The organism is Microbacterium sp. NPDC087591 (assembly GCF_044743625.1).
Taxonomy (GTDB): Bacteria; Actinomycetota; Actinomycetes; order Actinomycetales; family Microbacteriaceae; genus Microbacterium.
Genome location: NZ_JBIUWU010000001.1, coordinates 653,813 through 680,520, shown reverse-complemented (window position 1 = coordinate 680,520; position 26,708 = coordinate 653,813). Strand labels below are relative to the sequence as shown.

Sequence of the window (26,708 nt, the reverse complement as noted above, 5' to 3'; positions counted from 1 at the left end):
CACGAATGACGCCTCTCGTCAGGCCCCAGACCAGGGCGAGAGGATCAGCGCCTTCATGCGCTCGGGGGGATACGCAGTGCCATCGGGTTCCGAACTGAATGAGGCGGTCTCCGCCGAACAGAAGCGGCGAAGGCTCGCCGCCGCGATCGTCGACAGCGCCGCGTGGATCGTCGGCATCGTGATCGCCGTCGTGCTCCGATTCGAGTTCGAGCCGACCGTCGGCGGGTGGATCTCGATGGTGGTGCTCGCCCTCCTCGCCGCCGTGAGCCAGATCGCGGTCGGGTACTACCTCGCCCTCTACCGGGGACGCTTCACCTACGGCTCCTTCGACGAGGTGCGCGCGCTCGGACTCGCCGTGATCGTGCAGGCCTCTGTGCTCTCCGCGATCGTCATGATCCTCGGCCCGGTGATCGGATTGCCCCGCGGCACCGTCATCCTCGCCTTCCCGTTCGTGCTCCTGTTGATGTTCGGGGTGCGCTACAGCGCCCGGCTCGTGATCGAACGCCGTCGCAAGCCAGGAGACGAGGCAGAGCCGACGCTCGTCGTCGGTGCGGGCTACGTCGGTGATCTCCTGCTGCACCAGATGATGACCGACCCCACGTCGCCGCTGCGTCCGGTCGGCATCCTCGACGATGATCCCGCGAAGAAGAACCTGCGCCTGCGCGGCGTTCCGGTGATCGGACGCACCTCCGAGATCGTCGCCGCCGCGGAGGACACCGGGGCGACCACTCTCGTCATCGCGATCGGCGGAGCCGACAGCCGCCTCCTTCGTCGCCTCACGGACGACGCCGCGAAGGCGGGTCTGCGCGTCACGATCACTCCGACGCTGACCAACATGATGTCGGGCGAGCAGTCTCCGGCCGATCTGCGCGACATCAGCATCGAAGACCTGATCGGTCGCCATCCGGTCGACACCAACGTCGATCTCATCGCCGGGTACGTGACCGGACGTCGCGTCCTCGTGACCGGCGCCGGCGGGTCGATCGGATCCGAGCTCTGCCGACAACTCGCCAAGTACGGCCCCAGCGAGCTCATCATGCTCGATCGCGACGAGACCGGGCTGCAGATGGCACAGCTCGGAACCTCCGGTCACGGTCTGCTCGACTCGAAGGACGTCGTCCTCGCCGACATCCGAGAGGATGACACGCTGCGCGACATCTTCGTCGAACGGCGTCCCGAGGTCGTGTTCCACGCGGCAGCGCTCAAGCACCTGCCGATGCTGGAGCAGTATCCGGATGAGGCATGGAAGACGAACGTCCTCGGCACCTTGAACGTGCTCAACGCCGCGCGGTCCGTGGGCGTGGACACCTTCGTCAACATCTCGACCGACAAGGCGGCCAATCCCACCAGCGTGCTCGGGCACTCCAAGCGCGTGGCGGAGAAGCTCACCGCCTGGGCCGGTGAGGAGACCGGCATGCGCTACCTCTCGGTGCGCTTCGGCAACGTGATCGGCAGCCGCGGTTCGATGCTGCCCACGTTCCAGACACTGATCGAGGCCGGCGGACCGATCACCGTTACGCATCCCGACGTGACCCGGTACTTCATGACCATCCCCGAGGCGTGCCAGCTCGTGATCCAGGCCGGCGGGATCGGACGCGCAGGAGAGGTCCTGATCCTCGACATGGGGGAGCCCGTGTCGATCCTCGAGGTCGCCAAGCGCATGATCGCGATGTCGGGCAAGAAGATCGAGATCGTCTTCACCGGTCTCCGTCACGGCGAGAAGCTCCACGAGGTCCTGGTGGGCACGCAGGAGAACCTGGAGCGCCCGTTCCACCCGAAGGTCTCGCACACTCGTGCCGATTCGATCTCACCCGACCGCCTCGACAAGGCAGGGTGGGAAGCGCGGATGCTGTCCGTCCCCCGCAACAACGACACCGCCATCATCGAGCCGATCCGACTCGACATCCCGGAGAACCTGAAGTGACCGAACGCATCTACATGTCCTCGCCCGATGTCGGGCAGCTCGAAGAGGACGCGGTCGTCGCGGCGATGCGGTCGGGATGGATCGCTCCGCTCGGCCCCGACGTCGACGGCTTCGAACGCGACCTCGCCGACCGGGTGGGTGTCGCGCATGCGGTGGCGCTCAGCTCCGGCACCGCGGCCCTGCATCTCGGTCTCCTCACGCTGGGGATCCAGCCCGGCGACATCGTGCTCACATCGACCATGACGTTCGCGGCGACGACGAACGCCATCGTCTACACCGGGGCAGAGCCGTACTTCATCGATGCCGATCCCGTGACCGGCAACATGGATCCCGCTCTGCTGCGCGAAGCGTTGCAGACCCTTCACGCCGCGGGGGAGACGGTGGCGGCGATCGTCCCCGTCGATCTGCTCGGCAAGACGGTCGACTACACCGCGATCCTCGAAGCGGCGGCCGACTACGACGTTCCCGTGCTGTGCGACGCCGCCGAGTCGCTGGGCGCGACACACCGCGGACGCGCTGCGGGCAGCTTCGGACGCGCCTCGATCGTGTCGTTCAACGGCAACAAGATCATGACCACGTCCGGCGGCGGGATGCTGCTCACCGACGAACCGGAGATCGCCCAGCGCGTGCGCTACCTCGCCACGCAGGCGCGGCAGCCCGTCGTGCACTACGAGCACACCGACATCGGCTACAACTACCGCATGAGCAATCTGCTGGCGGCGCTCGGCCGCGCGCAGCTCACGCGTCTCGACAGCATGATCGCGCGGCGGCGCGAGATGCGGGAGAGCTACAAGGAGCTGTTCGCCCCGGTGGCCGGGGTCGAGGTCTTCGGTGCGGCCGGCGACCACGACGACAACGTCTGGCTCACCTCCATCCTGGTCGACGCGTCGGTGACCGGGTGGCAGCCGCAGGAGCTCGCCGCAGAACTGGCGAAGAGTGACATCGAGAGCCGTCCCCTGTGGAAGCCGATGCACCTGCAACCGGTCTTCGCGGGCAGCCGCGGCATCATCAACGGCGTCTCCGAATCGCTGTTCGAGCGCGGTCTGACGCTGCCCAGCGGCTCGGCGCTGTCGACGGAGCAGCGGGAGCGGGTCCACTCCGCGCTCGTCGCCTTCCTCGATGAGCGTTGACATGGCGCAGCGCACGGCCCGGCCGTACGACGTCGTCAAGCGTGCGCTCGACGTCGTGACGGCCGCGGTCGGTCTCGTCGTGCTCAGCCCGGTCATGCTGGTCACGGCGATCGCCGTGCGCGCGAACCTGGGGAGTCCTGTGCTCTTCAGCCAGCCGCGCCCCGGCCGTGGCGGGCGCGTCTTCCGGCTGTACAAGTTCCGTTCGATGCGCGCCGTCGATGCAGCGCGGGGCTGGATCACCGACGAGCAGCGCCTGACGCGCTTCGGGCGGGTGCTGCGGTCGACGAGCCTCGACGAGCTGCCGTCGCTGTGGAACGTGCTCCGCGGCGACATGAGCGTCGTCGGTCCGCGCCCTCTGCTCGTGGAGTACCTGCCGCGCTATACGCCGGAGCAGGCGCGTCGACACGAGGTGCGTCCGGGGATCACGGGACTCGCGCAGGTCAACGGGCGTAATACGGTGGACTGGGATCAGCGCTTCGCGCTCGACGTCCGATACGTCGACTCCCGTAGTCTCGCCCTCGATGCGCGCATCCTGGTCGGCACGGTCCGCTCCGTCGTCGTCCGTGAGGGGATCAGCGCCGAAGGGCACGCCACGATGCGGAAGTTCGGAGAATCGGATGACTGAGCAGATCGTCGTGATCGGCGCCGGCGGATTCGGGCGCGAGACGCTCGATGTCATCGACGCGCTGATCGCCGCGGGCGAGCCGTTGCAGGTCGTCGGAGTCGTCGATGCGGGACCGCGCCAGGAGGATCTCGAACGCTTGGGAGCCCGCGGCATCGCGTACCTCGGCACCGAGGAGGAGTGGCTGCCGACCTCGACCGGGGATGAGCGCTTCGTCGCGGCGGTCGGATCCCCGCGCGTCCGCTCGAAGGTCGCTGAGCGGTTCGCCGCCGCCGGCCTGCGCGCGGCGACCGTGATCCACCCCGGCGCCGTGATCGGTTCGCAACCGCGCATCGGCGCGGGCGTCGTGATCACCTCGGGCGTGCAGGTGTCGACGAACGTCTCGATCGGCGACCACGTGCACCTGAACCCGGCGAGCATCATCGGCCATGACGCGACCCTCGCGGACTTCGTCTCGGTGAACCCCGGAGCGATCGTGTCAGGCAACGTCACCGTCGAGAGCGGAACGCTGCTGGGCGCCGGGTCCGTCGTGCTGCAGGGGCTCACGGTGGGCGCGGGAGCCACCGTGGGCGCCGCGGCCTGCGTGACGAAGGACGTCGCGGCGGGGACGACGGTCGTGGGTGTGCCGGCGCGGCGCACCGCATCGACGGACGCGGTGGGGGAGTGAGGATGGGGAGGTCGATGCCGATACGGGTGCTCGTCGTCGTTCAGCCCTCGGTAAGCCACTACCGCGCTCCTTTCCTCAGAGCACTCATCGCGCAGGACGACATCGAGTTCGAGCTCGTCGGTCGGGTCAATCGCGCGATGGGTTCTACCGGTGACCCTGCTGCGGCGTCGGAAGAGATCCTCGCCCGGGTCGGAGAGCTGCGACGGATCGGGCTGTTGAAGGCCCTGTACTGGGACCGCGGACTCGTGACGAAGGTGCTCCGGACAACTGCCGGGGCGATCGTCCTCGAGGGCAACGTGTACGGAGTGTCGAACTGGATCGCGATCGCCGTCGCCCGAATACGGAGGCGGAAGGTCATCTTCTGGGGACACGCCTGGAAACGGCCTGAGTCGGGCGCGAAACTGCGACTGCGAAAGGCGTTCTACCGGCTCGCCGACGGTCACCTGACCTATGGCGACTGGGCCCCCGCCTTCGCTGCCTCCGTCGGACTGGATGCACGCACCTTCGTGCCGGTCTACAACAGCATCTATTCTCGGCGGGAGCTCGCCTCGGAGCCTCCGCGCACACGCCGTCCGACCAGGACGCAGGGGGCGCTGTCCTTGCTCTACTCGGGTCGGTTGACGGCGCGTCATCAGGTCGATCAGGCGATCGTCTCCGTGATCGCGGCGAATGAGCGGGGCCACGACGTGCGGTTGACGATCGTCGGAGATGGGCCTGAGCGTGAGCGTGCGGAAGAGCTGTCGCGTGGTTCTGACGCGATCGTGATGCTCGGCGCCGTGTACGATCTGGACCGGCTCCGCGAGCTCTACGAGGACGCGGACTTCGCTGTCTCCCCTGGCGCGACCGGACTCAACGTCATTCAGGCACTGGGATTCGCCGTGCCGGTCATCGCCGCTTCAGGAGACCCGCAGAGCGGGCCGGAGATCGAAGCCGTCCTCGACGGGGTCACCGGCGTCCTCTACCCTGCGAAGGGGGCTGGCGAAGCGCTGACCGAGAAGATCGTGGCGCTGGCCTCGCTCCCCGATGAGACCTACGCCTCATACTCGGCGGCGGCGAAGGCGCTTGTGGAAGAGCGGTACACGGCGGAGGCTCATGCGGTGGCCGTCGCCCGCGTCGTGAAGCACATCCTCACGAGCTGACTCGGGAGCCGGTGCTCACCGCGGAGCGAAGCTGCGCGAGATAGGTGTCGGCGATGGACTCCGCTCGGAAGTGCTTCTCGGCATAGGCTCGGGCTCGCGATGAGTATGCGTGCCACAGGTGACCGTCGGTGGCGAGGCGACTCATCGCGTGTGCGGCGTCCTCGGAATCGGCTGCCACGACGACTCCTGCATCAGATTCGGTGATGATGTCCCGCATCGCCCCGGCGTCGGTGACGACGCTGGGGAGGCCTGCGGCCATCGCCTCGACCAATGCGCCGGGGATGCCCTCGGTCTCAGAGAGCAGGACGAAGATGGAGCTGCTGTTCAACATGTAGCCGGAGACATCGTCGCTGAATTCGACATGCTCCACCACGTGCTCGAGGTGGAGCTCGGAGACTCTCGACGCGAAGGCAACTCGATCTGTGCTGGTCGCGAAGGGGCCGAGGAAGATGGCTCGACTGTCGATACCGTGCTTGTCGCGAAGAATGCCCAACGCGTCGAGGACGAGCGTCGGCCGCTTCCGCTTCCCGATGACACCGACGAAGAGCACAGTGAGCATGTCGCGCCGGTTGGCTGCGGGCTCGCCGAAGAACCCCGTCGAGACAGGGTTCATGATCGTGTGGATGTGCTGTTCGGGGACCCCGCCTTCGAGCAACTCGGCCGCGATCTCGGCACCCAGCGCGAATCCACCCGCCGCGTTGCGACCGATGAAGCGGAGCAGGGGACGTACGCCGGGGATTCTGGTGGCGCGCCCCCGCAACGAGAAGTCCGCGTGCGCTGCCAAGGGGACGAGCACGTAGGGGATCCGGAAGAAGGCGCAGGCGACTGCAGGGATGATCTTGTAGAGGTAGGTGCCGTGAAAATGCACGGCGTCGAGCCGCTTGCGGTCGCGCACGATCCACGCGGTCGCGGTGAGAGCCCAGGCGAGCTGACGGAGGGGACCGCTCTCGCCCACCCTCATGGAACGTGTCGGAACCAGCTGCGGGTCCGTCTGGTGCCCCGGGCGCTCGCCTGCGTAGACGCGCGCTTCGACGACATCGCCGAGCGGCCCGATCAGCCTCTTGAGGAAGACACCAGGACCCGTGTAGCCGATACCGACGCCCGAGGGCACGAAAAATCCGATGGTGGGGACCGTCTCGGATGTCATCTGCACTCCCTGCGTGATCGCGGATCGAGCATGCGTCTCTCTCGTCGTGGCTCGTGGGCACTGCTTCTCAGCCTATCTGCCGATCCATCGGCCCCGATGGTGACCGCGCTGCCCGCATGGGCCGCGATAGTCTGGAAGCGTTGAGATACGCAGAACGGCTGCGGCGGCTCCCCATGCCAGTCCATTCGTTCAAGAGGGGAACAGTGTGCCTGCCGTCGGGTTGCCGAGCACGTCGACATTGCTCGACCATTTGTCAGAGTTCCGAGGTCGTCGCGGCTATCTCATAGACGCCGTGCACGGCAGCGGGAAGCAGATCGGCAACCACGGCGACGCCCTCATGTTCGATGTGTTCCTGAAGATCGCCCAAGAGGCCGGGATCACGTGGGTCAGCCGCCCGGAGGAAGCGGAAGTGCTGGTCGTGCGTCCCAACGGAGCGCTCCTCGAGATCTACGCGTTCCCTGACCTGCTGGCTGAGCAGCTGCGACAGCTCCCTGATCTGCCGCTCGTGATCTTCCCCTCCTCTGCATTGTTCCCTTCTGAGGATCCGTCTCGTATTTTCGCGGGACGTACGGCGCCTACCGTCTGGGTGTTCCGCGAACGCTACTCGTTCGATCACATCCGCGAGCGATGGGAAGATCAGCTCGATGATGTGCACGTGCAGCTCGTGCTCGACCACGATGTCGTCGCCGGTGGCAATCGGTACGTCCACGAGTTGATGGGCTCCCCGGTCAGCGAGAGCCACGTTCTCATCGCGGCCCGTATCGATGCCGAGGCGCCCACCGGCAGACCCATGGTCAAGTCGGCGCGAGGCGCGGTCGGGGCGCCGTCGCGCCTCAAGCGTTCCGTCGCGCGACTTCTCACCAGGACCGATCCGGGACCGTTGCGCCGATTCGGGTTCCGTGCGTACAACAGGAATCGATCGGCGGCAGCCAGCTCTGCGCTCGTCGCCCGGCTTCCGGCGGCTTTGCGATCGGAGCTGCAGTCGGCCTCCGGGCGGGTGCGGGCACTCGACGCCAGTGCGAAGCACCTCGTCTCCTACCGCCAGTACAAGCGCCTCGTGCGGGGGGCCTCCCTGGTGGTGACGGATCGGCTTCATGTGGCTCTTCCTGCCGCGATACTCGGCAAGCGGGTCTTCCTGGTCGAAGCCGGCTACCACAAGCTCACGGGCGTGTATCAGCGGTCGTTGAGCGCTCTCCCCAACATCACGCTCGTCAACGCCGTCGATGACGAATAGCGTATCCCGGGCCACGCGAGGGGTCCTCGGTCTCTCGATGGGCACGTTCATCGTGCAAGCGGTCTCCGCCGGATCGCAGCTGGTTCTGGCCGCATGGCTCGCTCCCTCAGAGTTCGGACTCTGGGCTTCGGCTGTCTCCGCGATGACGCTGGTGACCGCGTTGACGAATTTCGGCGAGATCTCCGGGTACCTCTCCGGGCAGGGCGTGGGATATCGAGCGACCCGTCGGCGCGCATTCCGCTCGAACCTCCTGTTGGTGCTCGGGGGGCTCCTCATCGCCGGGTTGTACCTGCTGTGGGGAAAACCCGAGATCGCGCTGTACTGCCTCGTTCTCGCATTGGCGATACCCCTGAGCGGCGATGCCGACGTGAAGATCGCTGCGGTGACTCGCCACGACGGCTACGCTTCCATCGTCACTTCGCAAGCTGCCGCCGCTGTCGCGAAGTTCGGTCTCGGTCTGCTGATCGCGGTGATCACCCATTCGGCCGTCGCGATCGCGATCTCGACCGTTGGCTACTACATCGTGCTAAGTCTCCTGATCTCTCGGAGAGCGCGGACATCGACCGCGAACGAACCGATCGGCACGGAGCAGCCCAGATCAATGGCCCGTTTCTCCTGGGCCGTGAACTCGTATGCCATGAGTCTGCCGATCCAGGCGGTGTTCATCGCAGGGCAGCTGTTCCTCACTCCCACCGACCTCGGAGTCCTCTACATCGCCATGCAGGTGACGCTCGCCCTGAGCAGCCTCATCAGCGTCCCGCTCAACAGGGTTGCGCTCTCCGCGTTCTCCAGGGCGACGGATGAGGAGCGGGAGACGCTCGCGCTCGGACTCGGCATCCGCGTCGTCGGCACGGTCACGTGGCTCTCTGCCGCTATCGGGCTGGGGCTCGTGATGCTCACCGCCTACGTCCCGCCGCTTTGGCAGCACGCCGTTCCGTTCGCGCTCATCCTGCTCGCGGGTCTGCCGCTGAGGATTCTGTCTCCCGTGCTGGAGGCGAGGCAGCAATCCGCTCGGGAATGGTGGCACGCCACCGGGTTCAGCCTGGTGGACGCCGTCGGTTCCGCTGCCATCGTGCTGGTGACCGCCCAGAGCGGGGATCTCCTGATCGTCTGTCTCGGGATCACTGCGTGGAAAGCGCTTGTCGGTGTGACCCGCACGCTGGTCGCCCTGCGCAGGCTGGCTCCGCTCGCTCTCTGCGCGCTGATCGCGCTGAGCATATTCGCCTGTGGGCTGCTGCTCGCCGCGTCCTGGGTGGTTCCCTTGTACGGGGCGATCCTGTCTGCAGGGCTGCTGCTGATCTTGCTGTTGCTGACGAGAAGGGTGGTCCGACGCCGACGCCGACGCCGTGCGCGCCCGGCTCCGTAGCGTCATCAGACGCTCGGCATCGGATCAGTCCGTCTGGGCGGCCCTCTCGAGCGTCTCCACCAGTAGCGCGGCAAGGTCATCTCGCGAGAACTGCTCGAGGGCGAGGAGACGCGCGTTGCGGTGAGCCGACTCTCGCCATGTGCGGTCCGTTGCCAGTCGGAGGAGCTGTGCGGCGGCAGCCGATACATCGGTGCGGTCGAGCACGAGTCCGATCTCACGATCTCGGATGAGATCGGCCTGCCAGCCCTCGTGGTTGATGGCGATCGCGCGTCCCGCGGCGAGCGAATCGAAGAACTTGTTCGCGCTGTTCGCGTTCATCGCCGGGTTGTCGGTGACGACCGACGTCGAGATGTCAGCTGCCGAGAGAACCGCCGGGACGTCTGATTTCGGGACCGGGGACAGGATGCGGACCGTGCCACCCAGGAGACCGAGGTCTCGCGCGCGCTCTCGGACAGCAGAGAGGCGCGCTCCCTCGCCGATCAGCGCGAAGGTCACCCGGGGATCGATCTTCACGGCGGCTTCGGCCACGTCGACGAGATACTCGACGTCGTTCGCGGCGCCGAATGTGCCGGTGTAGACGATCAGGGGTGCGTCTTCGGCGATGCCGTTCGACCGTCGCCATTCCCGCCCACGGGACGGATCTACGTCGAACAGCTCGACATCGGCGGCGTTCGGGATGACGGTGATGCTGTGCGGATCCGCGCCGTGCGCGACAGCATCCTCCGCCATCCCGGGGGAGAGCGCCACGATGTGCGCGGATCGGCGATAGGCCTTGCGCTCGAGGGCGCGTGCCAGCCGCTGGGCTGTCGGGTTGGGAAGGTACCCCAATGCGATCGGAACGGTCGGCCAGGAGTCGCGGACTTCGAACACGATCGGAGTCTTCCGCCACGCCGAGGCGAACCAGGCCGGAAGGAAGATCGTCAGCGGCGTGCTGGTGGCGAAGATGACGTCGGCGCGCAGCTGGCGCGTGAACCGCGCGGACGAAAGAGCGAAGGCCGCGAAAGCACGGATCCGCTGGATCGGGTTCATGGCATTGCTGTAGGACACGGCTTTCCGGTGCACCTGGAAGCCAGCAACCGATGCGTGTGTCCATCCCGAACCGCGCGAGTCCGGATCGCGGTCCGATGTGACGACATGCACCTCATGTCCTCGTGCCGCGAGCCGACGGGCGAACTCGTACGAGCGGGTGCTCCCCGACTGCTCCGGCGTGTTGAAGTACTGGTGAAGATAGGCGATTCGCATATCGCGATGGCTCAGAGCCTGGTGATGTTGTCGCCCCGGAGAGCGTTTCGCGTGTCGAGCACCGGTGTCGCCGAGTTGACGAGAATCTGCGCATCGAACGCGTCATGATCAGTGACGACGATCGCGAGATCAAAGGAGTCGATGCCGTCCCGGTTGAGGTCGATGCGAGCGACAGCGTCCGGCCAGTGGTGCTCCGACACATGCGGGTCGGCAGCCGAGACCTCTGCGCCGAGCTGAGTGAGCAGCTCGATGATCCGTCTCGACGGTGCTTCTCGGACATCGCCGGTGTTCTTCTTGTATGAAAGTCCGACGATCACGATCTTCGAGCCGTTGACAGCCTTCTTGTGCGTGTTCAGGAGGTCGATGGTGCGTTCGACGACGTAGCTGGGCATGTGCTCGTTGACGTCGTTGGCGAGTTCGACGAACCGGAACGACTTGCCCAGTTCGCGGCGCACCTGCCACGACAGATAGCTGGGGTCCACAGGCAGGCAATGTCCGCCGACGCCTGGGCCCGGTGTGAACTTCATGAAGCCGAATGGTTTCGTGGCGGCGGCATCGATGGACTCCCACACGTCCACGCCCAACTGGTTCGCGAAGACCGCGAGTTCATTGACGAGCGCGATGTTGACGTGACGGAAAGTGTTCTCCAGAAGCTTGGTGAGCTCGGCCTCGCGGGTTCCAGAAACCGCGACGGTCCGATCGACGATCGTGTCGAAGAACGCCTGCACGCGCTGAAGCGAGGTGGGGTCGATCCCCGAGACGACCTTCGGAGTGGTCTGCAGATTCCACGCCCGGTTTCCCGGATCGATCCGCTCTGGTGAGTAGCCGACGTAGAAGTCATCCCCCGCGCGCAAGCCGCTTGCTGCTTCCAGGATCGGAACGAGGAGCTCCTCCGTCGTGCCGGGATAGGTGGTCGATTCGAGGATGACCGTCGCGCCGGCCGTCAGGTGGGCGCCGAGCGAGCGGCCGGCCTCCTCGATGAACGTCAAGTCCGGCAGCGACTCGCGAAGGGGCGTCGGAACGCTGATGACGGCGATGTCGAAGCCGTCGGAATCCTCGTATCGCGTGGTCGGCAGGTACCGCCCTGATTCGAGAGCGCCGGTCAACTCCGCCCCGCTGATGTCCTCGACGAAAGACTCTCCCTGTGAGAGCGCGCGCACTCTGCGTTCATCGATGTCGAGCCCCACCACCGAGAATCCGGCTTCGACGGCTCGCATGGCGACGGGAAGCCCGACGTATCCCTGACCGATGACTACGACCTTCTGCGGCGTGGACATGAGACCTTTCGAACGGAGTGGGGGCAACACGCCGTGATCTGCAGCGAGTGGCGCGCGGAAGCATGCTCTGAGCGAGCGTCTGAAGTCTATCGAACCACGTATCGCGCGCCGGTCGGACGTCACGGTTCGTCACCCGAGCCGTGCGGAATGCCACGTCTGGGAGGCCTGCACCTCGCCAGTCGTCCAGCCGCGCTGTGCTTGAATCTAACAATGAGCGACTTCGGGGATCAGCCGCCTGCCCTTCGGCGGGACCGCTCTCGTCGAGAGCCGGACGAGAGCATGGAGGCGCTCTTCTCGACGCCCCGTGACGACGACGAGACGTCGGCATCCCGCAGCGGAGACGACCTCAGCATGAGCGACGATCTCGGCATGAGCCCGGACCGTGCGCGGTCGGGGGCGCGAACGGGCTCCTCCTCGTCCACGTCCTCCCGGCGGGGGCATGGTCGGCGACGGGGCAGGCGTCGCAGGCGGGCTTGGATCTGGGCCATCGTCGCCGCAGTGATCGTGGCTCTCGGGGTCGGTGGCGTGTACGCGGGTGTGCGCGTGTACGAGCAGGCGATGACGGCGCGGGAGCATCTCACCGCAGCGATGCCGTACGTCGATCAGGTCAAGTCAGCGATGCTCGCGAACGACAGCGAAGCCGCAGACCGCGCCGCGCGCGCATACGTGGCGGAAGCCACAGCGGCGGGGACAGCGCTCGACGGCCCTGTGTGGGGCCTGCTCGAGCAGATCCCGCTTCCGGTCTTCGAGAATCTTCGAGCTGTGCACACTGTCGCCGACGTCGCGGAGGAGGTCGGAACAGGGATCCTCGTTCCGGCGTCATCGATCGACCTCGCCCCGATCACCCCCACCGGCGGACGTGTGGACGTGGCCGGGCTCGAGGCGGTCCGGAGCACCGTCGCGAGGATAGGGGAGGCGGTCGACGGCGTCGAAGCGCAGCTTGCCACGATCGATCGTGCGGCGTTGATCGAACAGGTCGGTACGGGGGTGACGCAGGTCAGCGACGCGGTAGCTCAGGTGAAGGGAGTCGTCGGGCCCGCGGAGGACATCCTCGGCTTCCTGCCCGGGCTTCTCGGTGGCGACGGGGCGAAGAACTATCTCCTGATGTTCCAGGGGAACGCCGAGGCGCGAGCCAGCGGCGGCAGCCCCGGCTCTTTCGTCTTGCTACGCGCTGATCAGGGAGTGATCACCTTCGAGCGCGATGTCGCGTCGACCGAGTTCCCGTTCGCGCTCGCCGAATCCGTGATCCCGCTGGATGAGCAGACGACGGCGCTGTACTCGGACATCGTCGGCCGCTGGACAGCCAACATGACATCGACGCCGGACTTTCCGACGACCGCCGCGCTTCTGCAGGGCTGGTGGGCCACGAAATTCGACGATCAGATCGACGGTGTCATCTCGGTCGACCCCGTCGCCCTGAGCTACTTCCTCGAAGCCACCGGGCCACTCACGCTCGAGACCGGCGCCGTGCTCAGCAGCGAGAATGCGGTCGACCTTCTCATGAACCAGGCGTATTTCATGTATCCCGATGGCAGGGATTCGAACGCGTTCTTCTCCGCCGCCGCGGTGTCGGTCTTCAACGGTCTGCTCTCGGGCGGCGCCTCACCGGTGAGGCTCATCGATGCCGGCGGCAGGTCGGCTGCGGAAGGACGCCTTCAGGTCTGGGTCCCGGATGCCGACGCGATGGACATCATCGCCGGTTCTCCCGTCGCGGGAACACTGCCGACAGACAACGTGGACCAGACGGCGATCGGTGTGTACTTCAACGACACGACCGGATCGAAGATGGACTACTACGTCGACGCGTCGGTGGCCGTGAAGACCGACCAGTGCACGGCGCTGGGAACAACGACCTGGACCACGGATGTGACGCTTCAGAACGGCATCACCCGGGACGAGGCGAACACTCTGCCGCGCTACGTGACCGGACCGTACTTCGCGCCGGGGGACATCGGCACCGACTACATCGTCTATGCGCCGATCGGTGCGACGATCGAGAGTTGGACCGTGAACGGCGAGCCGTATGGTGAGCTTGCGCATACGAGCCATCTCGGACGCGACGCCATCCGCGTCAATATCGTGCTGCAGCCCGGCAAGGCCGCCACGCTCCACGTCGTCATGAAGGGTCCAGCGGCCTCCAAGGCGTCGCCTTACGGCCCGGTGGCGGTGAAGCACACACCGATGGTGCGAGAGACGGCAGTCGACATCGATTCCCCTGGTTGCCGATGACACGGCAGGAGCGGTGCGCCTGAGCCGCCGTTCATCTCGCGGTAGCATTCCGCACGGAGGGGTAGATGTCGTATTGGGTGGCCGCGAGCTTCGGGGCGTTGGACGTGCGCGATCACGAACTCTCCGCGGACGGCTACGAGTACGTCATCACTCCGATCCATCCCGCACCACCTCAGTTCCTCTGGGGTGACGGGGCAGCGCTCTGGTGCGACGCGCTCGAATCCGTCATCGATGACTCGGTGCTGGATGAGCCGACCAGCGAGACGTTGCGCCAGTTGGAGGGCCTCGGCGTCCTGAGGAGAGCGGACTCAGCGGTTCAGCCACGAGCAGCAGTCAGCAGCCCGTGGCTCGTCTCATTCCAGCATGAGCTCGTCTATGCGTTGCTGAGCAACGCAGCGAAGCAGGCCGGGATCGACATCATCTTCATCAAGGGGCCGGTGCTCCACGCGCAAGGCCTGCGACTGAAGGTGCACTCCGGCGACGTCGACTGCTGGGTCAGGCCCGGCGACGAGAAGATCCTCATCGAGGCTATGCAGCAGTGGGGGTGGCGAGCCGCGCGCACCGCATTCGACGGTACCGTGATCGCACATTCCCAGGCCTTGAGACCGGGGGCATGGGGGTGCGAGATAGATGTGCACACACGTTTCCCCGGGATGACCGTGGATGCGACAGCAGCGTTCGATCTGGTGCTCGCATCCTCCGTGAACCAGACTTTCGCCGGGACCGATGTGCGCGTTCCGTCACGAGCCGTTCATGCGGTGATCTACGCGCTCCACGAGCTCCGCCCCGTGTCGGGGGCCCGTCACACCGAAGAACAGATGCAACGCGCGGTTCACGCACTCGCGAGCGCCGGGATCACGGTGGTCGACGCGACAACAAGTCTCGGGGCCGGGTTCGTTCTGCAGGACGCGCTGGCGGGGTGCTTCCCCGGTGCCGATCTCTCGCAGTTGGAGACGCAAGTCCCGTCCGACTGGGGCTGGCGATCGATCGTGTCCGTGCCTCGGAGGCAATTGGCGGCGTTGCGGCTGCTGCCCCTGCGGCAGCGCGCGCGTGTGCTGTTCCGGCTCGTCTGGCCGGAGAGCGATGCATCGAAGCGGGTACGGGCGGCGGCCGGTGCGCCGTCGCAGCACCTCGCCATCGTGCGGCTGAAGCGCCTCGGGGAGGGGCTGGTGAGGCTTCTGCGCGGCAGCTGAGGCGCGGCGCTCGATGCCGAGCGCCGCGATTCCCTCCGCTCGGTCCCTGCCGTCGGTCCGCGTAGGCATCCTCTGCATCCGGCTAGGTTCTTGCGCATGTCACACGCAGGACGCGTAGATTGGGTCGACGTCGCGAAGGGGATCGCGATCTTCCTGGTGGTGTTCTACCACGCCGTCGTGATCGGGGTTCCCGAGGGGCTGGGCGCGCCGATCTGGGCAGATGTCAACGCCGCCGTCTCGTGGGTCCGGATGCCTCTCTTCTTCTTCGCCGCCGGCCTCTTCGCTGAGCCGGTGATCCGTCGTCCGTGGGCTGCCGTGTGGTCGGGGCGAGTGGGCGTTCTCGTATGGGTGTTCCTGCTGTGGACCGTGCTCAGGTTCGCCTACTTCTCCCTCGCTCCCATGGAGACTCGTCCGGCCGAGACCGATGTCTTCGCTCTGATCCTCTCGCCGGTGCGGCCGACCACCGGGCTCTGGTTCCTCCACGCTCTGATCGTCTTCCTGGTGCTCGCAAAGCTCATGCGGCGCGTGCCTGCGTGGATTCAGCTCGCCGGTGCGACGCTGCTCTCGGCTCTCTTCTTCTCGACGCTCACGACGGGGAGTCTCAGCTACAACGGGATGGCACGCTACTTCGTCTTCTTCCTCGCGGGCCTCTATCTCCGCGAGCGAGTCCTGATCGGGAACGCACGACCACGTCCGTTCCTGACGTTCGCCGTCGGGGCCGGGTACGCAGGACTGATGCTCCTCAGCGCACACTCCGGCTTTCTCCGGGTTCCGGGGATCGCGACGTGGTTGGGCGCCCTCGGCGTCGTCTTCGGGTGCATGGCCGCTGTTCTGATCGCGAACACGCCGTTGCGCCGACCACTCGCCTATGTCGGGCGCAGCACGCTGCCGATCTACGTGACGCACGTCGTCTTGATCGCCGTGCTCTACAGGCTCGTGACGAGGCTGTCCTCGGACTCGGAGAACGAGATCTTGGGCTTCGCCCTGCCTGTGCTGACGGTTTTCCTCGTCGTCCCGTTGACCCTGCTCCTTGCTCAGGCGGTCAGGGGCGTGCCCGTTCTGCGGTACCTCTACGCCGCGCCGCCGTTCGTGATCGGGACGCGCACGGCGTACGCTTCCCGCGCACGTCGGGCCGACGAGGAGTAGAACCACGGTTCCGAGTCGCTTGCCGGGATGACCCACATCACGAACAGGACCGGCCAGAACAAGCGAGTCCCGTTGATGTCCCCGGAGACCATCACATTGATGATCGAGAAGATGAAGAGGCCGAGGAAGATCACCCCGGACGTGTTCTTGGCCACCATGACTCCGCGGATCAGTGTCGCGATGATGAGCACGGTCACCACAAGGAGGAGCAACCAGCCCCCCTCGATCCCGACCTCGATCAGAAGGTTGTGCGGGTACCTGTAGATGGACCCAGCGCTCTCGTAGCCTCCCCAACCGGCCCCCAACGGTGTGACGATGAGCCGATCGAGTCCGGTCTCCCAGAGACTGGATCGAATGTTGGACGAGGTGCTCGGCTCTCCGGTGAGGATCGACGCGATTCTGTTCAATCCATCGGACTCGTTCTGGATCGCTATCCAAACCACGACGATCCCGAGGAGACCGGCGCTGATCAGGGCACGACCGCGGTACCGCTTCATGGCAGGTGCGATGGCGATGACCACCACGATCGCCGCGACGCCGGCGATCACGGGACCTCGCGAACCGGAGAGGACGCCGAGCATCGCGGTCATGCCTGCCAGGAGCACCATCCCGATCCTCCAGATCGGCTTGATCCCTCTTTGGAATGCCGTGAGGGTGAGGATCACGGCGCCCGCCATGCTCACGCGTGCCGTGCCGATCGTGTCAGCCCCCTCGAGCGTCAGACGGTTGGTGTAGGAGGCGGAAGTCGAGGGATTCAGGAGCGCCAGAACTGCGATGATGACCGCGACGACCGCCAGCGCACGAAGGAATGCCACGCGTTGTGAGGGTTCGCGCAGCAGATAGAAGGGAGCGATGGCGAGTATCAGCGTGACGGTGAACAGCGTCGTGATCTTCGTCGTCGAGTAGCTGTCGAAGTCCGAGAGAGCGACGGCCGGGATGAAGGCGCCCCACAGTGCCCACGGAATCAGGACTCTCCCTGTTGTGGGGCCGTGGATGAGACGGGCGCGGATGACCATGATGAGCACCAGCCCGAACACCAGGAGGGTGAGGTCGACGGGCACCCACTGGAGCAGTGGATTCTCCTTGAGCTGGCCGACGCACGTCAGAAGCGCGAGAGAAGCCGGGCCGAGCCATTCGCGTTTCGTCACCCCTGAATCCTAGGATACGGACGTGCGCGGTTCCGGATGCGCAGTGGTGCGTGAATGAACGTACACGGGCCTGGTGAGTGGATTCCCGTTCCGCTCACCGTGCCGACGGTTCCGACGGAAGCGGTGGGCGAGATCGCCGCGTCGACGCCACACTCCGGGATTCGGGGGATGCCGCTCGACCGCATGGCTCATGCGATCGAGCGGGTGGTGCGCCGCGGTCGCTGGTTCTGTCACGGCGGACGAAGGGAGGCTGGGGTGAGCCGGGGCTACGGCCCGCCCCAGCGGCTGATCGGCCAGAGGATAGCCCCTGCCTTGCCGAACACGTCGTCGCGGGTCATCCAGCGGAAGCAGCTGTCTTCCGCCGTCGGGTTCCCTCGGCAGGGGAAGACGGAATCCGCGGAGTTCGCCCGGTTGTCGCCGAGCACGAGATACGAGTGCTCCGGCACGGTGACGGCGGGGAAGCAGCGGGCCGAGATCGGCGTGGTGTCGCAATCCAGCTCGCCGGGCACGAACGGCAGATCCTGGACCACGTAGGTCTCGTCGAGCGGCTCGCCGTCGACCAGGAGCGAGCCGTTCGCATCGCAGCACGAGACGGTCTGCCCCGGCCCTGCGATCACGCGCTTGACGAGCACGTAGGGACGGATCCCCGTGGTCTCGCCGAGCCAGCGCAGGACTGCGGAGACGGGATTGCCGCTCGCGGCGGGCTTCTCGCCCCAGCTCGCGTCCGGACGGAAGACCACGATGTCGCCGGGGGCGGGGTCGGCGGCGACGTAGGCCAGCCGGTTCACGATCAGCCGGTCGCCCTGCTGCAGCGTCGGCGCCATGGAACCGGACGACGGCTGACCGATGAACGCGACCACCAGCAGCGTGAGCGCGAGCGCGAGCCCGACATGGAGCCACACGCTCCGGAACGGGGTGCGGCGCCGTCGAGGTTCCGCGGGGGTGGTCATCATGACGTTCTCCGGTCGCGCAGTCGGGGGTACACCCAATAGTGTCAAAGAATGGGTCGAGAAGCCGATGTCGAGATGCAGCGTTCCGACTCGGCCGCTGTCGCCTCGTCGTCCGGAGCCAGACTGCTGGTCCCCGACGTGCTCCGCGGGATCGCGATCGTGGCGATGGTGATCGCCCACGCCGCCCCGTTCGTGCCCTCGCGTCCGGGGGCACTCTCTTTCGTCACGTCGATGTTCAGCGAGATGGCGTCCCCGCTGTTCGCCCTGGTGATGGGGTTGTCGGCTCAGCTGGTCTGGAACCGGCGTCCCCGCGTGGGAGCGACTCTCCTCCAGCAGACACTGCGCGGACTGTTCCTGATCGCGCTCGGCGTGTGGATGGCCACCTGGGGATCCTGGGTGGCGGTCATCCTCGCGTACCTCGGCGTGCTGATCATCATCGGCGCGCCGCTGCTGCTCGCGCGGACGCCGGTGGTGATCGCGATCGCGGCCGTGGTGCTCCTCGTCAGTCAGCCGCTGGTGGCGGCGGCACGCACCTGGATCTGGATCTACACGGCCCCTGAGCCGATCCGCGAGCTGATGACCTGGATCTTCCTCGGCCCGCAATACCGGGTGGTGAACCTGCTGCCGTTCTTCCTGCTCGGGGCTCTCCTGGTGCGGCACGGCTTCCGCAGGGACGCGCTGCTGTGGACGATGGCAGGGATCGCGCCTGTCGCCTATCTCGCGTGGGGCATCGCGGCGTACACGAATCTGGCGCCCACGCAGTCGGGCAACTACACGGATACCGCGCGCGACATCGGTCTGGTCTTCGCGACATACGTCCTCGTCGTGCTCGCCGCGACCGCCAAGCCCGGCCGTGCCGCGCGCTTCTGGGACGCCGTCTTCGTGCCGCTGCGCGCCTGCGGGCAGGTGGCGCTGTCGCTCTACGTGCTCCACGTCGGCCTGATCGCGCTGTGGGGCAACGCCTATGGGCGCCCGACGGAGAACATCTACCCAGGGTGGCTCGTGATCGTCCCCGGGATGATCCTGGTGGGATGGCTGTGGTGGCGCTTCGTCGGCACCGGGCCGGTCGAATGGGTCATGGGGTGGATCACGGGTCGCCCGAAGCCGGTGCGTCGCACCGCATAGCCGGGGTCGATCAGGCCGTCGCCTCGTCCGTCACCGCGACGATGCTGTCGATCAGCTGAGCGATCTCGTCGGATCCGCGCGCGAGCGGTCCCGCCTGCGCGCCGTCCGTGCCGATGAGCGCGGCCACCGGGCGCGCGGCACCGAGCTCCAGTGCGCCTCCCAGCGAGCCTCCGATGTCGAGCGCGAAGTGAGCCGCCGATGGCAGAGCGTGCGTCGGAGCTGTCGTCGTGGGGCCGCTGGAGGCGCGCTGGACGACGTAGATCTCGACCAGGGACCCGACGGCGTCCTGGGCGTGGATGAGCGTGTCCAGTGCCGTCGCGCAGGCGTGACACCCCGCGGAGACGAACAGGACCAGGCGCGCGCGGGCGCCTGGGGCGAGGATGTCGACGATCTCGGAGGTGGCCGGGACGAGGACGGCTCCCGTGCCGCGGGCGATCGACGCGGACGGCACGGGAGCGGCCGACGTCGCTCGGGCGATCGACCACACGCCCAGCGCGATCAGGATGGCAGCGGCGAGAGCCCCGAACGAGCCGTTCGCCGCCGACCCGGAGCCCAGCAGAAGAGGGACTCCCGTGGAGCGGCCGGTGATGGCGAGGAAGAGGAGCGCCGGTGTGAAGAGGAGGAATGCCAACGCCGCCAGAACGGCGTTGCGGAAGATCAGACGTGGCCCGATCGCCGCGGGAAGCCACTCGCCGAAGCATCCGCAGTCGTCCGTGGCGCCCAGGCGGTACGCGCGGATCACGACGATCAGGAGGCCGGTTGTGAGGAGCAGGGCCGCGCCCGCGGCGGCGACGAAGAGCCAGCCGGTCGTCACCACCAGCGAGACCGCCACGAGGGCTTCGAGAAGGATGAGCGCGGTCGACGCGGCCTCCGGGCGGGCCACGGGGATCCGCAGCGCGTCGAAGGCGGCACGGCCGCGGTCGGGAGCGCGGAGCTTGCCGATCGCGCTCATGGCGAAGACCACGGCGAGGAACACCGCCGCAGGGAGGAGGAACGCGCTCATGTCATCATCATCCTGGATGGCGAGAGCGGCCGAGCCCCGAGGGGCGCGGCCGCTCTGCTGGCCCGTGGGCGCAGGTCGTGCGGGTGGATCAGGACGCGGAGCAGAGGACCAGCGTCGAGCTGACGGAACCCGTGGTCTTCGCGCCGGTGCCGACGTAGCCCGTCGGAAGGGTGACGACCTCGTTGAGCGTGAACGCCACGGAGATCGACAGCGTGGTGCGGAAGGCGATCGTGGCTCCGGCAGGCAGCTCAGACGTCAGCGTGATCAGACGGCTGGTGCCCGAGAGAACCGAGACGCTGGCGGTGCCGCCGGTGACGCTGAACACGCCGATGTTGGCGACGCCGCTACCGGTGATGGTGATCGTGGTGCCGACGGGCAGCGGCGCGGTGGCGCTCGCGGTGAGCGTGAAGCCGGGCCCGAGGACACCGAGGATGCCACACGTACCGGCGGTGGTGAAGGCTCCGACATCGGCCGTGGACGCAGCCGCGAGCGGCGTCGCGACGGCGGCGGCGATGACGGGGACAGACCAGGCCGCGCCCTTCACGACGGTGCGGCGCGAGAAGCCCTTTTCCTTCTGGATTTCTTCGGTCATTCGAGTGCTCTCCCTCTAGATGCAGATGCGGTGTCCCGCTGTGTCATGAAGAGGCGACACGTTCGTCTGCATCCCCCAGGAGCCTCTCCGTGACCTCAAGCTAGGGCGGAGAAAAGGGACGAGAACATCGTTTTGAGGAACTCAGCGCAGTGTGCGCTCAACCTGCGCGCACTGTGCGTTTTGGCGGTGCTCGCTTACGCGCGACGCGCGGCCCGAAGGGCGCGCGGGGTCGTCTCGTACGCCTCGTCGAGCGCCCTGCGCAGACTCATCGGAGAGTTGAATCCGGCGCGCTGCGCGATCTGCTCGATGCTGAGCACGTCGAAGCGGCTGTCCACGAGGAGCGAATGCGCCAGGCGCGCCCGCTGGCGGCGGATCTCCCCGGCGACGCTGTTCCCCGACTCGGAGAACACCAGTTGCAGCTGCCGCAGTGAGGATTGCACCTCGTGTGCGACGCGCGACGGGGTGAGGCTGGGATCGCCGCACTGCTGCGCGATCACGGCGATGGCACGCTCCCGCAACACCGTGTGCGGGGAGCCCTGTCCCTTTGTGGCGCCGATGCGGTCGAGCAGAACGGCGCCACTCATCTCCATCACGAGCTGTTCGATGGCGTACTGCTCGATGGCGGATGCCCGGTTCTCCACGTCCAGCAGGCTGCCGATGAATCTCTGCATGGACGAATCGAGAAGTCGTCGGTCGGGGTACGTGGACACCTCGGGCGGCAGCGCGGGGACGAACGACGCGATCGCACTGCGGGGGACGAGTGCGGCGATGAACCGCCACGGGCCGGACCAGCGCAGCCGGCGGGTCAGCCCCTGTGGGGCGATGACCAGACCGCCTTCGGTCTCGACCCAGGGCTCGTCGCCGAGTTTCGACCAGAGCGCCTGCGCTTCCACGAACGCGAACACCGAGTGCTCGGGGTACGCGGCGGCGGTGTCGACGTGCAGCTCGGCCGTGGAGCCGTTGATGCCGAGCAGGAGCACCCCTCCGGACGTCCGTTCTCGCGAGCGGAGCCCCGGTCGGTCGCCGATCCGACGGATGCCATGTCGGGACAGCTCGCTGTCGTCGATCAGCCGAGCATCTGAGTGATCCACGTAGCCCTCTCCCTCAAGGTGTCGACGCGCGGCATCGGCGCGAGGCGCCGATGGTGGAACCGAGCAGTCTCATCGCCCGTCGCACGTGAGCGCTCCCACGGCTCGCGTGCTGGATTGAATGCCGATTCAGTTCTGATTCTGAGGCGGATGGGGGAGGCTGTCAACGCCGATGCCGCCGGGCGTCGCATGGGTGCGTAGTCAGTGAATTCCCCGACGGGGGCGGCCTTCGAGTGGGGCGCTGAGGGGTGCCGATCATCGCGCCTGATGACGCCGGAAAAGCGGGGTCCGGGCCTTCCGAGACGCGCGATGCGCGGGTGTATCGGGGGCGTTTCCGTCATTCCGCATTCTCCCGGTCGCTCTGTTCTGCAGGGTCGATCTGTCGTGGTGAAACGACACGAATCCGTCTGCATCCCCCAGGAGCTCCACCTGCGGCTCACGTTAGGGCGGTCGTCGTGGCGATGTGAATCGAACGGAGAAACAGCGCGCTCTGTGCGTGAAATCTGCGCGCATTGTGCCCTGACTCCTGGGTGCGACGGAGCGCGTCGACGGAGAGCGCGATGGTTGCTGGCTAGGCTGAGGGGCATGTCTGATCGCTTCCTCGTCAGCGCGGTCGGCGCGGTGATCGCCGTCGACACCGCCTCACGCGACGGCTCCTTCCAACGGCGCGCGAGAGCGGCATGGAGCGATGCGCTGGTCGACGGAGAGGGCGTTGCGGACGCGACGGTCGTCGTGCGCGGCACCGTCAGCGACGAGGAGGCATTGTCGCTGCTGTCGACCGACATCACACTGGCCGCGCTCGCGCACCGGCAGGGCGATCAGCTCTGGATGCTTCACGCGGCCGGCCTCGCCGACCAGTCAGGCCGGGTCGTCGTGCTGAGCGCGGCGTCAGGCACGGGGAAGACCACGGCGGCGCGCCACCTCTCGCGGACCTACGCGTATGTGAGCGACGAGACGATAGCGATCGACGGTTCCGGCGTCGTGCTGCCGTACCGCAAGCCGCTGTCGATCATCGAGCCTGACGCCGTGCACAAGGTCCAGACGGCGCTGTCGAGCATCGATGGCGGCCACCCGCTGGCCGGTGACCTCAGGGTCGCGAAGATCGTGGTGCTGGACCGGAGCCCCGACGGTCCGCTCGAGCCGGAGCTGGAGGACCTCGACGTCGCGACCGCGCTCGCGCTGCTGGCACCGCAGACCAGCTACCTGGGCCACGTGCCCGCACCGCTGCAGCTGATCGACGCGATTCTCGCGGCGACCGGTGGCGCGGTACGCCTGCGCTATCGGGAGGTCACGACCCTGGATGCCGTCATCGGCGCGCTGGTCGCGACCGAGCCCGCCGCGGTCTCCCCGATCCCGACAGCGGCCGCGGTCAGCACCGCGCCCGCGATTGATGCGCGCGCGCGGGCTTTCGCGCGCGCGGAGGCGGTCGATGCGCTGGAGCTGGGCGACGGTCGCTTGGCGGTGCTCCAACACGCGCGCGGAGGAGGGCGCGTCAGCATCCTCGACGGCATCGGTCCGGCCATCTGGGCTGCGGCGAATCCGAGCGAGCTCGATGACATCGTGCGCGCCGTTCTCGACGTACACGGCGCGCCGGACGGTATCGACGCGACGCAGGCGGTCGCCTCCGCGGCGCAGCAGTTGGTCGACGACGGACTGCTGGAGCGGATCCAGGCTCAGGCCTGAGTTCCCCGGCGGCGCACCCCGGGCTGGGTGTCGGCGGTCGCGGGGGTCTCCTTGTCGGGCTCCTGGCCGTAGCGTTCGTACGCTCCGTAGTACTCCCGGCCGTAGTAGGCCGATTCGGCACCCTTGCGAGGGACCTTGTTGAGCACGACGCCCAGGACGCGGCCGGTGGTGCGGGTGATGCTGTCGATCGCGCGCTGGAGCATGTCGAACGTGGTCTTGCCCGACGACACGACCACGAGCACGCCGTCCGCGCCGGCGGCGAGCACGGCGGCATCCGTCACCGGAAGCACCGGAGGAGAGTCGAGGATCACGATCGCCGATTTGCTGATGTCGGCGAGGAAGTCGCGCATACGGTGCGAACCGAGCAGCTCGCTCGGGTTCGGCGGGATGCGTCCTGCACCGAGCACGGCCAGCGGCACGTCGCCGTTGGGGCGATGCGCGACGTCCTGCAGCTCGGCTCGCCCGGCGAGGATGTCGGTCAGGCCCACGTCGCGGGAGATGCCGAAGATGTCGGCGATCACGGGACGTCGGAGGTCGCAGTCGATCAGGATCGCCCACTGGCCGGCGGCGGCGAGGCTGGAGGCGAGGTTGACGGCCACGGTCGACTTGCCGTCTCCGGGGACCGAGCTGGTGACCACGATGACGCGCGGGGGGTTGTCGACGTCGATAAACTGCAGGTTCGTGCGCAGCTCGCGCATCGACTCGATCGTGTGGTGCGAGACGCCGTGCTGCGCGTCGAGCGAGAAGTCGATCACCTGACGCTCGCCGTCCATCGTCTTCTCCAGCGGGAGCGTGCCGATGACCGAGACTCCGGTCTCGCGCTCGATGTCGCGCGGATGGCGGATGCGACGGTCCACCGTGTGACGGACGAACGCGTAGATGAGTCCCAGCGCCAGACCGGCGAGAGCGCCGATGATCAGGTTCAGCCGCGTGTTGGGCGAGGACGGGCTCGTGGGGAGCCGTGCGGAATCGCCCACGATCAGGCTCACCGCCGCGGGTGTCGAGTCGGTGCCGCCCTCGAGCTTCTCGATCTCGACGGCCATGCCGCGCATCCACGCCTCTGCGAGATCTTGGGCGGACTGCGGTGTCGCGCCGGTCGCGGTGACCTTCAGCGCCGTCGTGTCGGTCGGGTTGGTCACGGTGACCCGAGCCACGAGAGATTCCGGGGTGGCATCGAGGCCGAGGTCGTCGATCGCATGCTCGGCCACCGCGCGCCAGGATCCGAGGTTCAGATAGGACTTCACCCGGCTCTGCGCGAGCTGGTTGCCGACGAGCGCGCTACCGGAGGTTCCGTCCCCGCCCACCGCCGTGACGATGCCGGTCGTGTCAGCCGCGTAGACGCGCGGCTGGAGCGCGCTCCAGCCGAACGCGGCGCCCGCGCCCAGCACGGTCGCCACCAGGATCACGACCCAGTGCGCGCGAAGTATCCGGAAGTAGTCGCTCAGTTCCACCTGTGATTCCCCTCACATCTCCCGAGGACTCACGCACGGGAAGGCATTGAGAAAGAGCATACGGGGCCGGGGTCGCGCCCGAGTGCGCGATACGCCCCGCGTCGTCAGACGAGAGCGGCCCTGACGATGCGCTCCACTTCGTCGATGCCGGGGAGCAACTGCGCTGCCGAGGCCTCGTACGTCGCCTGCGAGCGGCGGTAGGGGTCGATCACGTCGTCGTCCTCGGCGGCAGCGAGTGTGAGGCCGCGCTGGTCTCCGAGTACCCGCAGTGCGGCGGCGAGTCGGGCTCGCGGGTCGGAACCGGCGGCATCGGCCACGGCGCGCACCATATCGTCGGTCAGAGTCGCCGCCAGACGTGCGAACTCGCGCGCGGTGAAGGTCTGTCGCAGCCGACTCGGCATCATCTGCACGGCGTGCGAACGATGCTCGCGTGCCATCGTGAGCACCAGATCCGACTCGGCGAGCATGGGCTCGACCAGGTACCGTGCCGTGTGCTCCGCCGCAGTCGCGGGGTCAGCCCCCGACCGCACCGCGATCTCCTGCGCCTGCTCGGTCATGCCATGGCCCACCATCGCATGCGTGCCTGCACTGTGCACGCGCACGCCCAGCGGCTCGAGCCGCGCGCGCAGCAGAACCTCGGCCAGCGGGGAGCGGCAGATGTTGCCCGTGCACACCGTGAGGATCGTGGGCGGCGCGCTCGTGACGGGGGCGGATGCCGTGCCGCCGAGAAGGTCGGCGAGTGACTCCGGCGCGGCGGGAGACGGCACCGGAGACGACGAGGTGCTGTTCCGGTCTCGCCATTCGCGGCGACTCACGCCGGGGGGAGGTCCGTCGTCGGTGGGGAAGCTCATGCCTCCACCGTAGAGGTTCGCAACCGTCGGCCGGCGACGCTCATCGTGAGCACGGCATGCACAGCGAGGCACCCGATCACGGTTCCCAGCGTGTTCGCGATGACGTCCGAGATCGTGGGGTAACGGCTCGGAAGCAGCGTCTGCACCAGCTCGATCGTGGCGCTCGAGGCGTAGCCGATGAGGATGATCAGCCACGGGCTCGTGCGGGGCCATGCGGCCGCAAGCAGCAACCCGAAAGGGACGAAGAGGGCGATGTTGGCGAGGAACTCGAACACCGTGTAACTGGTCGACAGAGCGATCCCGAAGTTGTCCGACACGAACCGTGCAAGGCGGAAGGCGAGCCCGGTCACGCGCCCGGCGATGGAGGCCGGCAGCCACACGATCAGGGCGACCCCGAGCGCGTACGGCACGAGCAGCGTGCGAGCGAGCATCTCGAGCGTGGAGGTGCGAGGCGCGGGCATGGTCCGAGCCTAGGGGGGCGATTCTGAGCATTCGATCAGG

General features: G+C 67.3%; 23 protein-coding genes. 12 read left to right on the top strand and 11 right to left on the bottom strand.

Features of this window, described 5'->3' with window-relative positions; translation table 11 throughout:
- Positions 1-76: 76 nt before the first annotated feature.
- Genes ACIOVG_RS03120 through ACIOVG_RS03100 form a run of 5 tightly spaced genes read left to right on the top strand, consistent with a single transcriptional unit; the run spans position 77 to position 5,482 of the window.
- Complete coding sequence (locus ACIOVG_RS03120; RefSeq protein ID WP_400868943.1) at positions 77-1,924, top strand: polysaccharide biosynthesis protein; 1,848 nt, start codon at positions 77-79, stop codon at positions 1,922-1,924.
- Positions 1,921-3,054 carry a DegT/DnrJ/EryC1/StrS family aminotransferase gene (locus tag ACIOVG_RS03115; RefSeq protein WP_400868941.1) on the top strand — a complete coding sequence of 378 codons (1,134 nt, stop codon included), beginning with the start codon at positions 1,921-1,923 and terminating at the stop codon, positions 3,052-3,054. The genes ACIOVG_RS03120 and ACIOVG_RS03115 overlap by 4 nt, the downstream gene beginning before the upstream one ends.
- Positions 3,044-3,679, top strand: coding sequence for a sugar transferase (locus ACIOVG_RS03110; RefSeq protein ID WP_400868939.1), 636 nt, complete (start codon positions 3,044-3,046; stop codon positions 3,677-3,679). Before ACIOVG_RS03115 ends, ACIOVG_RS03110 begins: the two co-directional genes overlap by 11 nt.
- Entirely contained in the window at positions 3,672-4,343 is a 672-nt protein-coding gene (locus ACIOVG_RS03105) for a NeuD/PglB/VioB family sugar acetyltransferase (RefSeq protein WP_400868937.1), read from the top strand. The genes ACIOVG_RS03110 and ACIOVG_RS03105 overlap by 8 nt, the downstream gene beginning before the upstream one ends.
- Positions 4,344-4,357: 14 nt before the next feature.
- The gene (locus tag ACIOVG_RS03100; RefSeq protein WP_400868935.1) at positions 4,358-5,482 is read left to right on the top strand and encodes a glycosyltransferase; all 1,125 of its coding nucleotides are present in this window, start codon (positions 4,358-4,360) and stop codon (positions 5,480-5,482) included.
- On the opposite strand, the gene ACIOVG_RS03095 is transcribed toward ACIOVG_RS03100, so the two are convergent.
- Positions 5,472-6,629, bottom strand: coding sequence for a glycosyltransferase family 4 protein (locus ACIOVG_RS03095; protein WP_400868933.1), 1,158 nt, complete (start codon positions 6,627-6,629; stop codon positions 5,472-5,474). The two genes, ACIOVG_RS03100 and ACIOVG_RS03095, sit on opposite strands and share 11 nt — an antisense overlap.
- A 292-nt stretch (positions 6,630-6,921) precedes the next feature.
- On the opposite strand from ACIOVG_RS03095, the gene ACIOVG_RS03090 reads away from it, so the two are divergent.
- Positions 6,922-7,863, top strand: coding sequence for a hypothetical protein (locus ACIOVG_RS03090; protein ID WP_400868931.1), 942 nt, complete (start codon positions 6,922-6,924; stop codon positions 7,861-7,863).
- Positions 7,853-9,229, top strand: coding sequence for an oligosaccharide flippase family protein (locus tag ACIOVG_RS03085; protein ID WP_400868929.1), 1,377 nt, complete (start codon positions 7,853-7,855; stop codon positions 9,227-9,229). The genes ACIOVG_RS03090 and ACIOVG_RS03085 overlap by 11 nt, the downstream gene beginning before the upstream one ends.
- Positions 9,230-9,253: 24 nt before the next feature.
- Here the strand turns inward: ACIOVG_RS03085 and ACIOVG_RS03080 are convergent, their stop codons facing one another.
- Together ACIOVG_RS03080 and ACIOVG_RS03075 are read right to left on the bottom strand one after the other, a co-directional pair.
- Positions 9,254-10,471, bottom strand: coding sequence for a glycosyltransferase family 4 protein (locus ACIOVG_RS03080; protein WP_400868927.1), 1,218 nt, complete (start codon positions 10,469-10,471; stop codon positions 9,254-9,256).
- A gap of 11 nt (positions 10,472-10,482) precedes the next feature.
- Positions 10,483-11,748: a nucleotide sugar dehydrogenase gene (locus ACIOVG_RS03075; RefSeq protein WP_400868925.1), complete on the bottom strand. Its 1,266-nt coding sequence runs from the start codon at positions 11,746-11,748 to the stop codon at positions 10,483-10,485.
- 210 nt (positions 11,749-11,958) lie between these two features.
- On the opposite strand from ACIOVG_RS03075, the gene ACIOVG_RS03070 reads away from it, so the two are divergent.
- The 3 genes from ACIOVG_RS03070 to ACIOVG_RS03060 all read left to right on the top strand — a co-directional run bounded on the left by ACIOVG_RS03070 (position 11,959) and on the right by ACIOVG_RS03060 (position 16,316).
- Positions 11,959-13,977: a DUF4012 domain-containing protein gene (locus tag ACIOVG_RS03070; RefSeq protein ID WP_400868923.1), complete on the top strand. Its 2,019-nt coding sequence runs from the start codon at positions 11,959-11,961 to the stop codon at positions 13,975-13,977.
- A gap of 65 nt (positions 13,978-14,042) precedes the next feature.
- Positions 14,043-15,170, top strand: a complete 1,128-nt coding sequence (locus tag ACIOVG_RS03065) for a hypothetical protein (RefSeq protein ID WP_400868921.1) — start codon at positions 14,043-14,045, stop codon at positions 15,168-15,170.
- 96 nt (positions 15,171-15,266) lie between these two features.
- Positions 15,267-16,316: an acyltransferase family protein gene (locus ACIOVG_RS03060; RefSeq protein WP_400868919.1), complete on the top strand. Its 1,050-nt coding sequence runs from the start codon at positions 15,267-15,269 to the stop codon at positions 16,314-16,316.
- Here the strand turns inward: ACIOVG_RS03060 and ACIOVG_RS03055 are convergent.
- Both ACIOVG_RS03055 and lepB read right to left on the bottom strand, forming a co-directional pair.
- The gene (locus ACIOVG_RS03055) at positions 16,241-17,464 is read right to left on the bottom strand and encodes an O-antigen ligase family protein (protein WP_400868917.1); all 1,224 of its coding nucleotides are present in this window, start codon (positions 17,462-17,464) and stop codon (positions 16,241-16,243) included. The two genes, ACIOVG_RS03060 and ACIOVG_RS03055, sit on opposite strands and share 76 nt — an antisense overlap.
- Positions 17,465-17,730: 266 nt before the next feature.
- On the bottom strand, positions 17,731-18,417 hold the full coding sequence (gene lepB, locus ACIOVG_RS03050; RefSeq protein WP_400868915.1) for a signal peptidase I: 687 nt from the start codon (positions 18,415-18,417) through the stop codon (positions 17,731-17,733).
- Positions 18,418-18,465: 48 nt separating this feature from the next.
- On the opposite strand from lepB, the gene ACIOVG_RS03045 reads away from it, so the two are divergent.
- Positions 18,466-19,539: an acyltransferase family protein gene (locus ACIOVG_RS03045; RefSeq protein WP_400868913.1), complete on the top strand. Its 1,074-nt coding sequence runs from the start codon at positions 18,466-18,468 to the stop codon at positions 19,537-19,539.
- A 10-nt stretch (positions 19,540-19,549) separates the two neighbouring features.
- Here ACIOVG_RS03045 and ACIOVG_RS03040 read toward each other — a convergent pair whose 3' ends face one another.
- The 3 genes from ACIOVG_RS03040 to ACIOVG_RS03030 all read right to left on the bottom strand — a co-directional run bounded on the left by ACIOVG_RS03040 (position 19,550) and on the right by ACIOVG_RS03030 (position 22,225).
- A complete protein-coding gene (locus ACIOVG_RS03040) occupies positions 19,550-20,542 on the bottom strand; it encodes a MauE/DoxX family redox-associated membrane protein (RefSeq protein ID WP_400868911.1) in 993 nt (330 codons plus the stop codon).
- An 88-nt stretch (positions 20,543-20,630) separates the two neighbouring features.
- A complete protein-coding gene (locus ACIOVG_RS03035) occupies positions 20,631-21,134 on the bottom strand; it encodes a hypothetical protein (protein ID WP_400868909.1) in 504 nt (167 codons plus the stop codon).
- Between the two features lie 194 nt (positions 21,135-21,328).
- Positions 21,329-22,225, bottom strand: coding sequence for a helix-turn-helix domain-containing protein (locus ACIOVG_RS03030; RefSeq protein ID WP_400868908.1), 897 nt, complete (start codon positions 22,223-22,225; stop codon positions 21,329-21,331).
- Positions 22,226-22,807: 582 nt separating this feature from the next.
- On the opposite strand from ACIOVG_RS03030, the gene ACIOVG_RS03025 reads away from it, so the two are divergent.
- On the top strand, positions 22,808-23,905 hold the full coding sequence (locus ACIOVG_RS03025; protein ID WP_400868906.1) for a hypothetical protein: 1,098 nt from the start codon (positions 22,808-22,810) through the stop codon (positions 23,903-23,905).
- On the opposite strand, the gene ACIOVG_RS03020 is transcribed toward ACIOVG_RS03025, so the two are convergent.
- The 3 genes from ACIOVG_RS03020 to ACIOVG_RS03010 all read right to left on the bottom strand — a co-directional run bounded on the left by ACIOVG_RS03020 (position 23,896) and on the right by ACIOVG_RS03010 (position 26,668).
- Complete coding sequence (locus ACIOVG_RS03020) at positions 23,896-25,356, bottom strand: polysaccharide biosynthesis tyrosine autokinase (protein ID WP_400868904.1); 1,461 nt, start codon at positions 25,354-25,356, stop codon at positions 23,896-23,898. The genes ACIOVG_RS03025 and ACIOVG_RS03020 overlap by 10 nt on opposite strands.
- Before the next feature lie 104 nt (positions 25,357-25,460).
- Positions 25,461-26,207, bottom strand: a complete 747-nt coding sequence (locus ACIOVG_RS03015; RefSeq protein ID WP_400868902.1) for a low molecular weight phosphatase family protein — start codon at positions 26,205-26,207, stop codon at positions 25,461-25,463.
- Positions 26,204-26,668: a VanZ family protein gene (locus ACIOVG_RS03010; RefSeq protein ID WP_400868900.1), complete on the bottom strand. Its 465-nt coding sequence runs from the start codon at positions 26,666-26,668 to the stop codon at positions 26,204-26,206. Before ACIOVG_RS03010 ends, ACIOVG_RS03015 begins: the two co-directional genes overlap by 4 nt.
- Positions 26,669-26,708 lie beyond the last annotated feature (40 nt).

What these genes read in the sequence shown, in the direction of transcription:
- ACIOVG_RS03015 (WP_400868902.1), bottom strand. Translation starts at nt 26,207, where the DNA reads ATGAGCTTCCCCACCGACGACGGACCTCCCCCCGGCGTGAGTCGCCGC.
- ACIOVG_RS03105 (WP_400868937.1), top strand. Translation starts at nt 3,672, where the DNA reads ATGACTGAGCAGATCGTCGTGATCGGCGCCGGCGGATTCGGGCGCGAG.
- ACIOVG_RS03010 (WP_400868900.1), bottom strand. Translation starts at nt 26,668, where the DNA reads ATGCCCGCGCCTCGCACCTCCACGCTCGAGATGCTCGCTCGCACGCTG.
- ACIOVG_RS03070 (WP_400868923.1), top strand. Translation starts at nt 11,959, where the DNA reads ATGAGCGACTTCGGGGATCAGCCGCCTGCCCTTCGGCGGGACCGCTCT.
- ACIOVG_RS03040 (WP_400868911.1), bottom strand. Translation starts at nt 20,542, where the DNA reads ATGAGCGCGTTCCTCCTCCCTGCGGCGGTGTTCCTCGCCGTGGTCTTC.
- ACIOVG_RS03035 (WP_400868909.1), bottom strand. Translation starts at nt 21,134, where the DNA reads ATGACCGAAGAAATCCAGAAGGAAAAGGGCTTCTCGCGCCGCACCGTC.
- ACIOVG_RS03110 (WP_400868939.1), top strand. Translation starts at nt 3,044, where the DNA reads ATGAGCGTTGACATGGCGCAGCGCACGGCCCGGCCGTACGACGTCGTC.
- ACIOVG_RS03100 (WP_400868935.1), top strand. Translation starts at nt 4,358, where the DNA reads ATGCCGATACGGGTGCTCGTCGTCGTTCAGCCCTCGGTAAGCCACTAC.
- ACIOVG_RS03080 (WP_400868927.1), bottom strand. Translation starts at nt 10,471, where the DNA reads ATGCGAATCGCCTATCTTCACCAGTACTTCAACACGCCGGAGCAGTCG.
- ACIOVG_RS03095 (WP_400868933.1), bottom strand. Translation starts at nt 6,629, where the DNA reads ATGACATCCGAGACGGTCCCCACCATCGGATTTTTCGTGCCCTCGGGC.
- ACIOVG_RS03085 (WP_400868929.1), top strand. Translation starts at nt 7,853, where the DNA reads ATGACGAATAGCGTATCCCGGGCCACGCGAGGGGTCCTCGGTCTCTCG.
- ACIOVG_RS03045 (WP_400868913.1), top strand. Translation starts at nt 18,466, where the DNA reads ATGGGTCGAGAAGCCGATGTCGAGATGCAGCGTTCCGACTCGGCCGCT.
- ACIOVG_RS03065 (WP_400868921.1), top strand. Translation starts at nt 14,043, where the DNA reads ATGTCGTATTGGGTGGCCGCGAGCTTCGGGGCGTTGGACGTGCGCGAT.
- ACIOVG_RS03075 (WP_400868925.1), bottom strand. Translation starts at nt 11,748, where the DNA reads ATGTCCACGCCGCAGAAGGTCGTAGTCATCGGTCAGGGATACGTCGGG.
- ACIOVG_RS03060 (WP_400868919.1), top strand. Translation starts at nt 15,267, where the DNA reads ATGTCACACGCAGGACGCGTAGATTGGGTCGACGTCGCGAAGGGGATC.
- lepB (WP_400868915.1), bottom strand. Translation starts at nt 18,417, where the DNA reads ATGATGACCACCCCCGCGGAACCTCGACGGCGCCGCACCCCGTTCCGG.
- ACIOVG_RS03025 (WP_400868906.1), top strand. Translation starts at nt 22,808, where the DNA reads ATGTCTGATCGCTTCCTCGTCAGCGCGGTCGGCGCGGTGATCGCCGTC.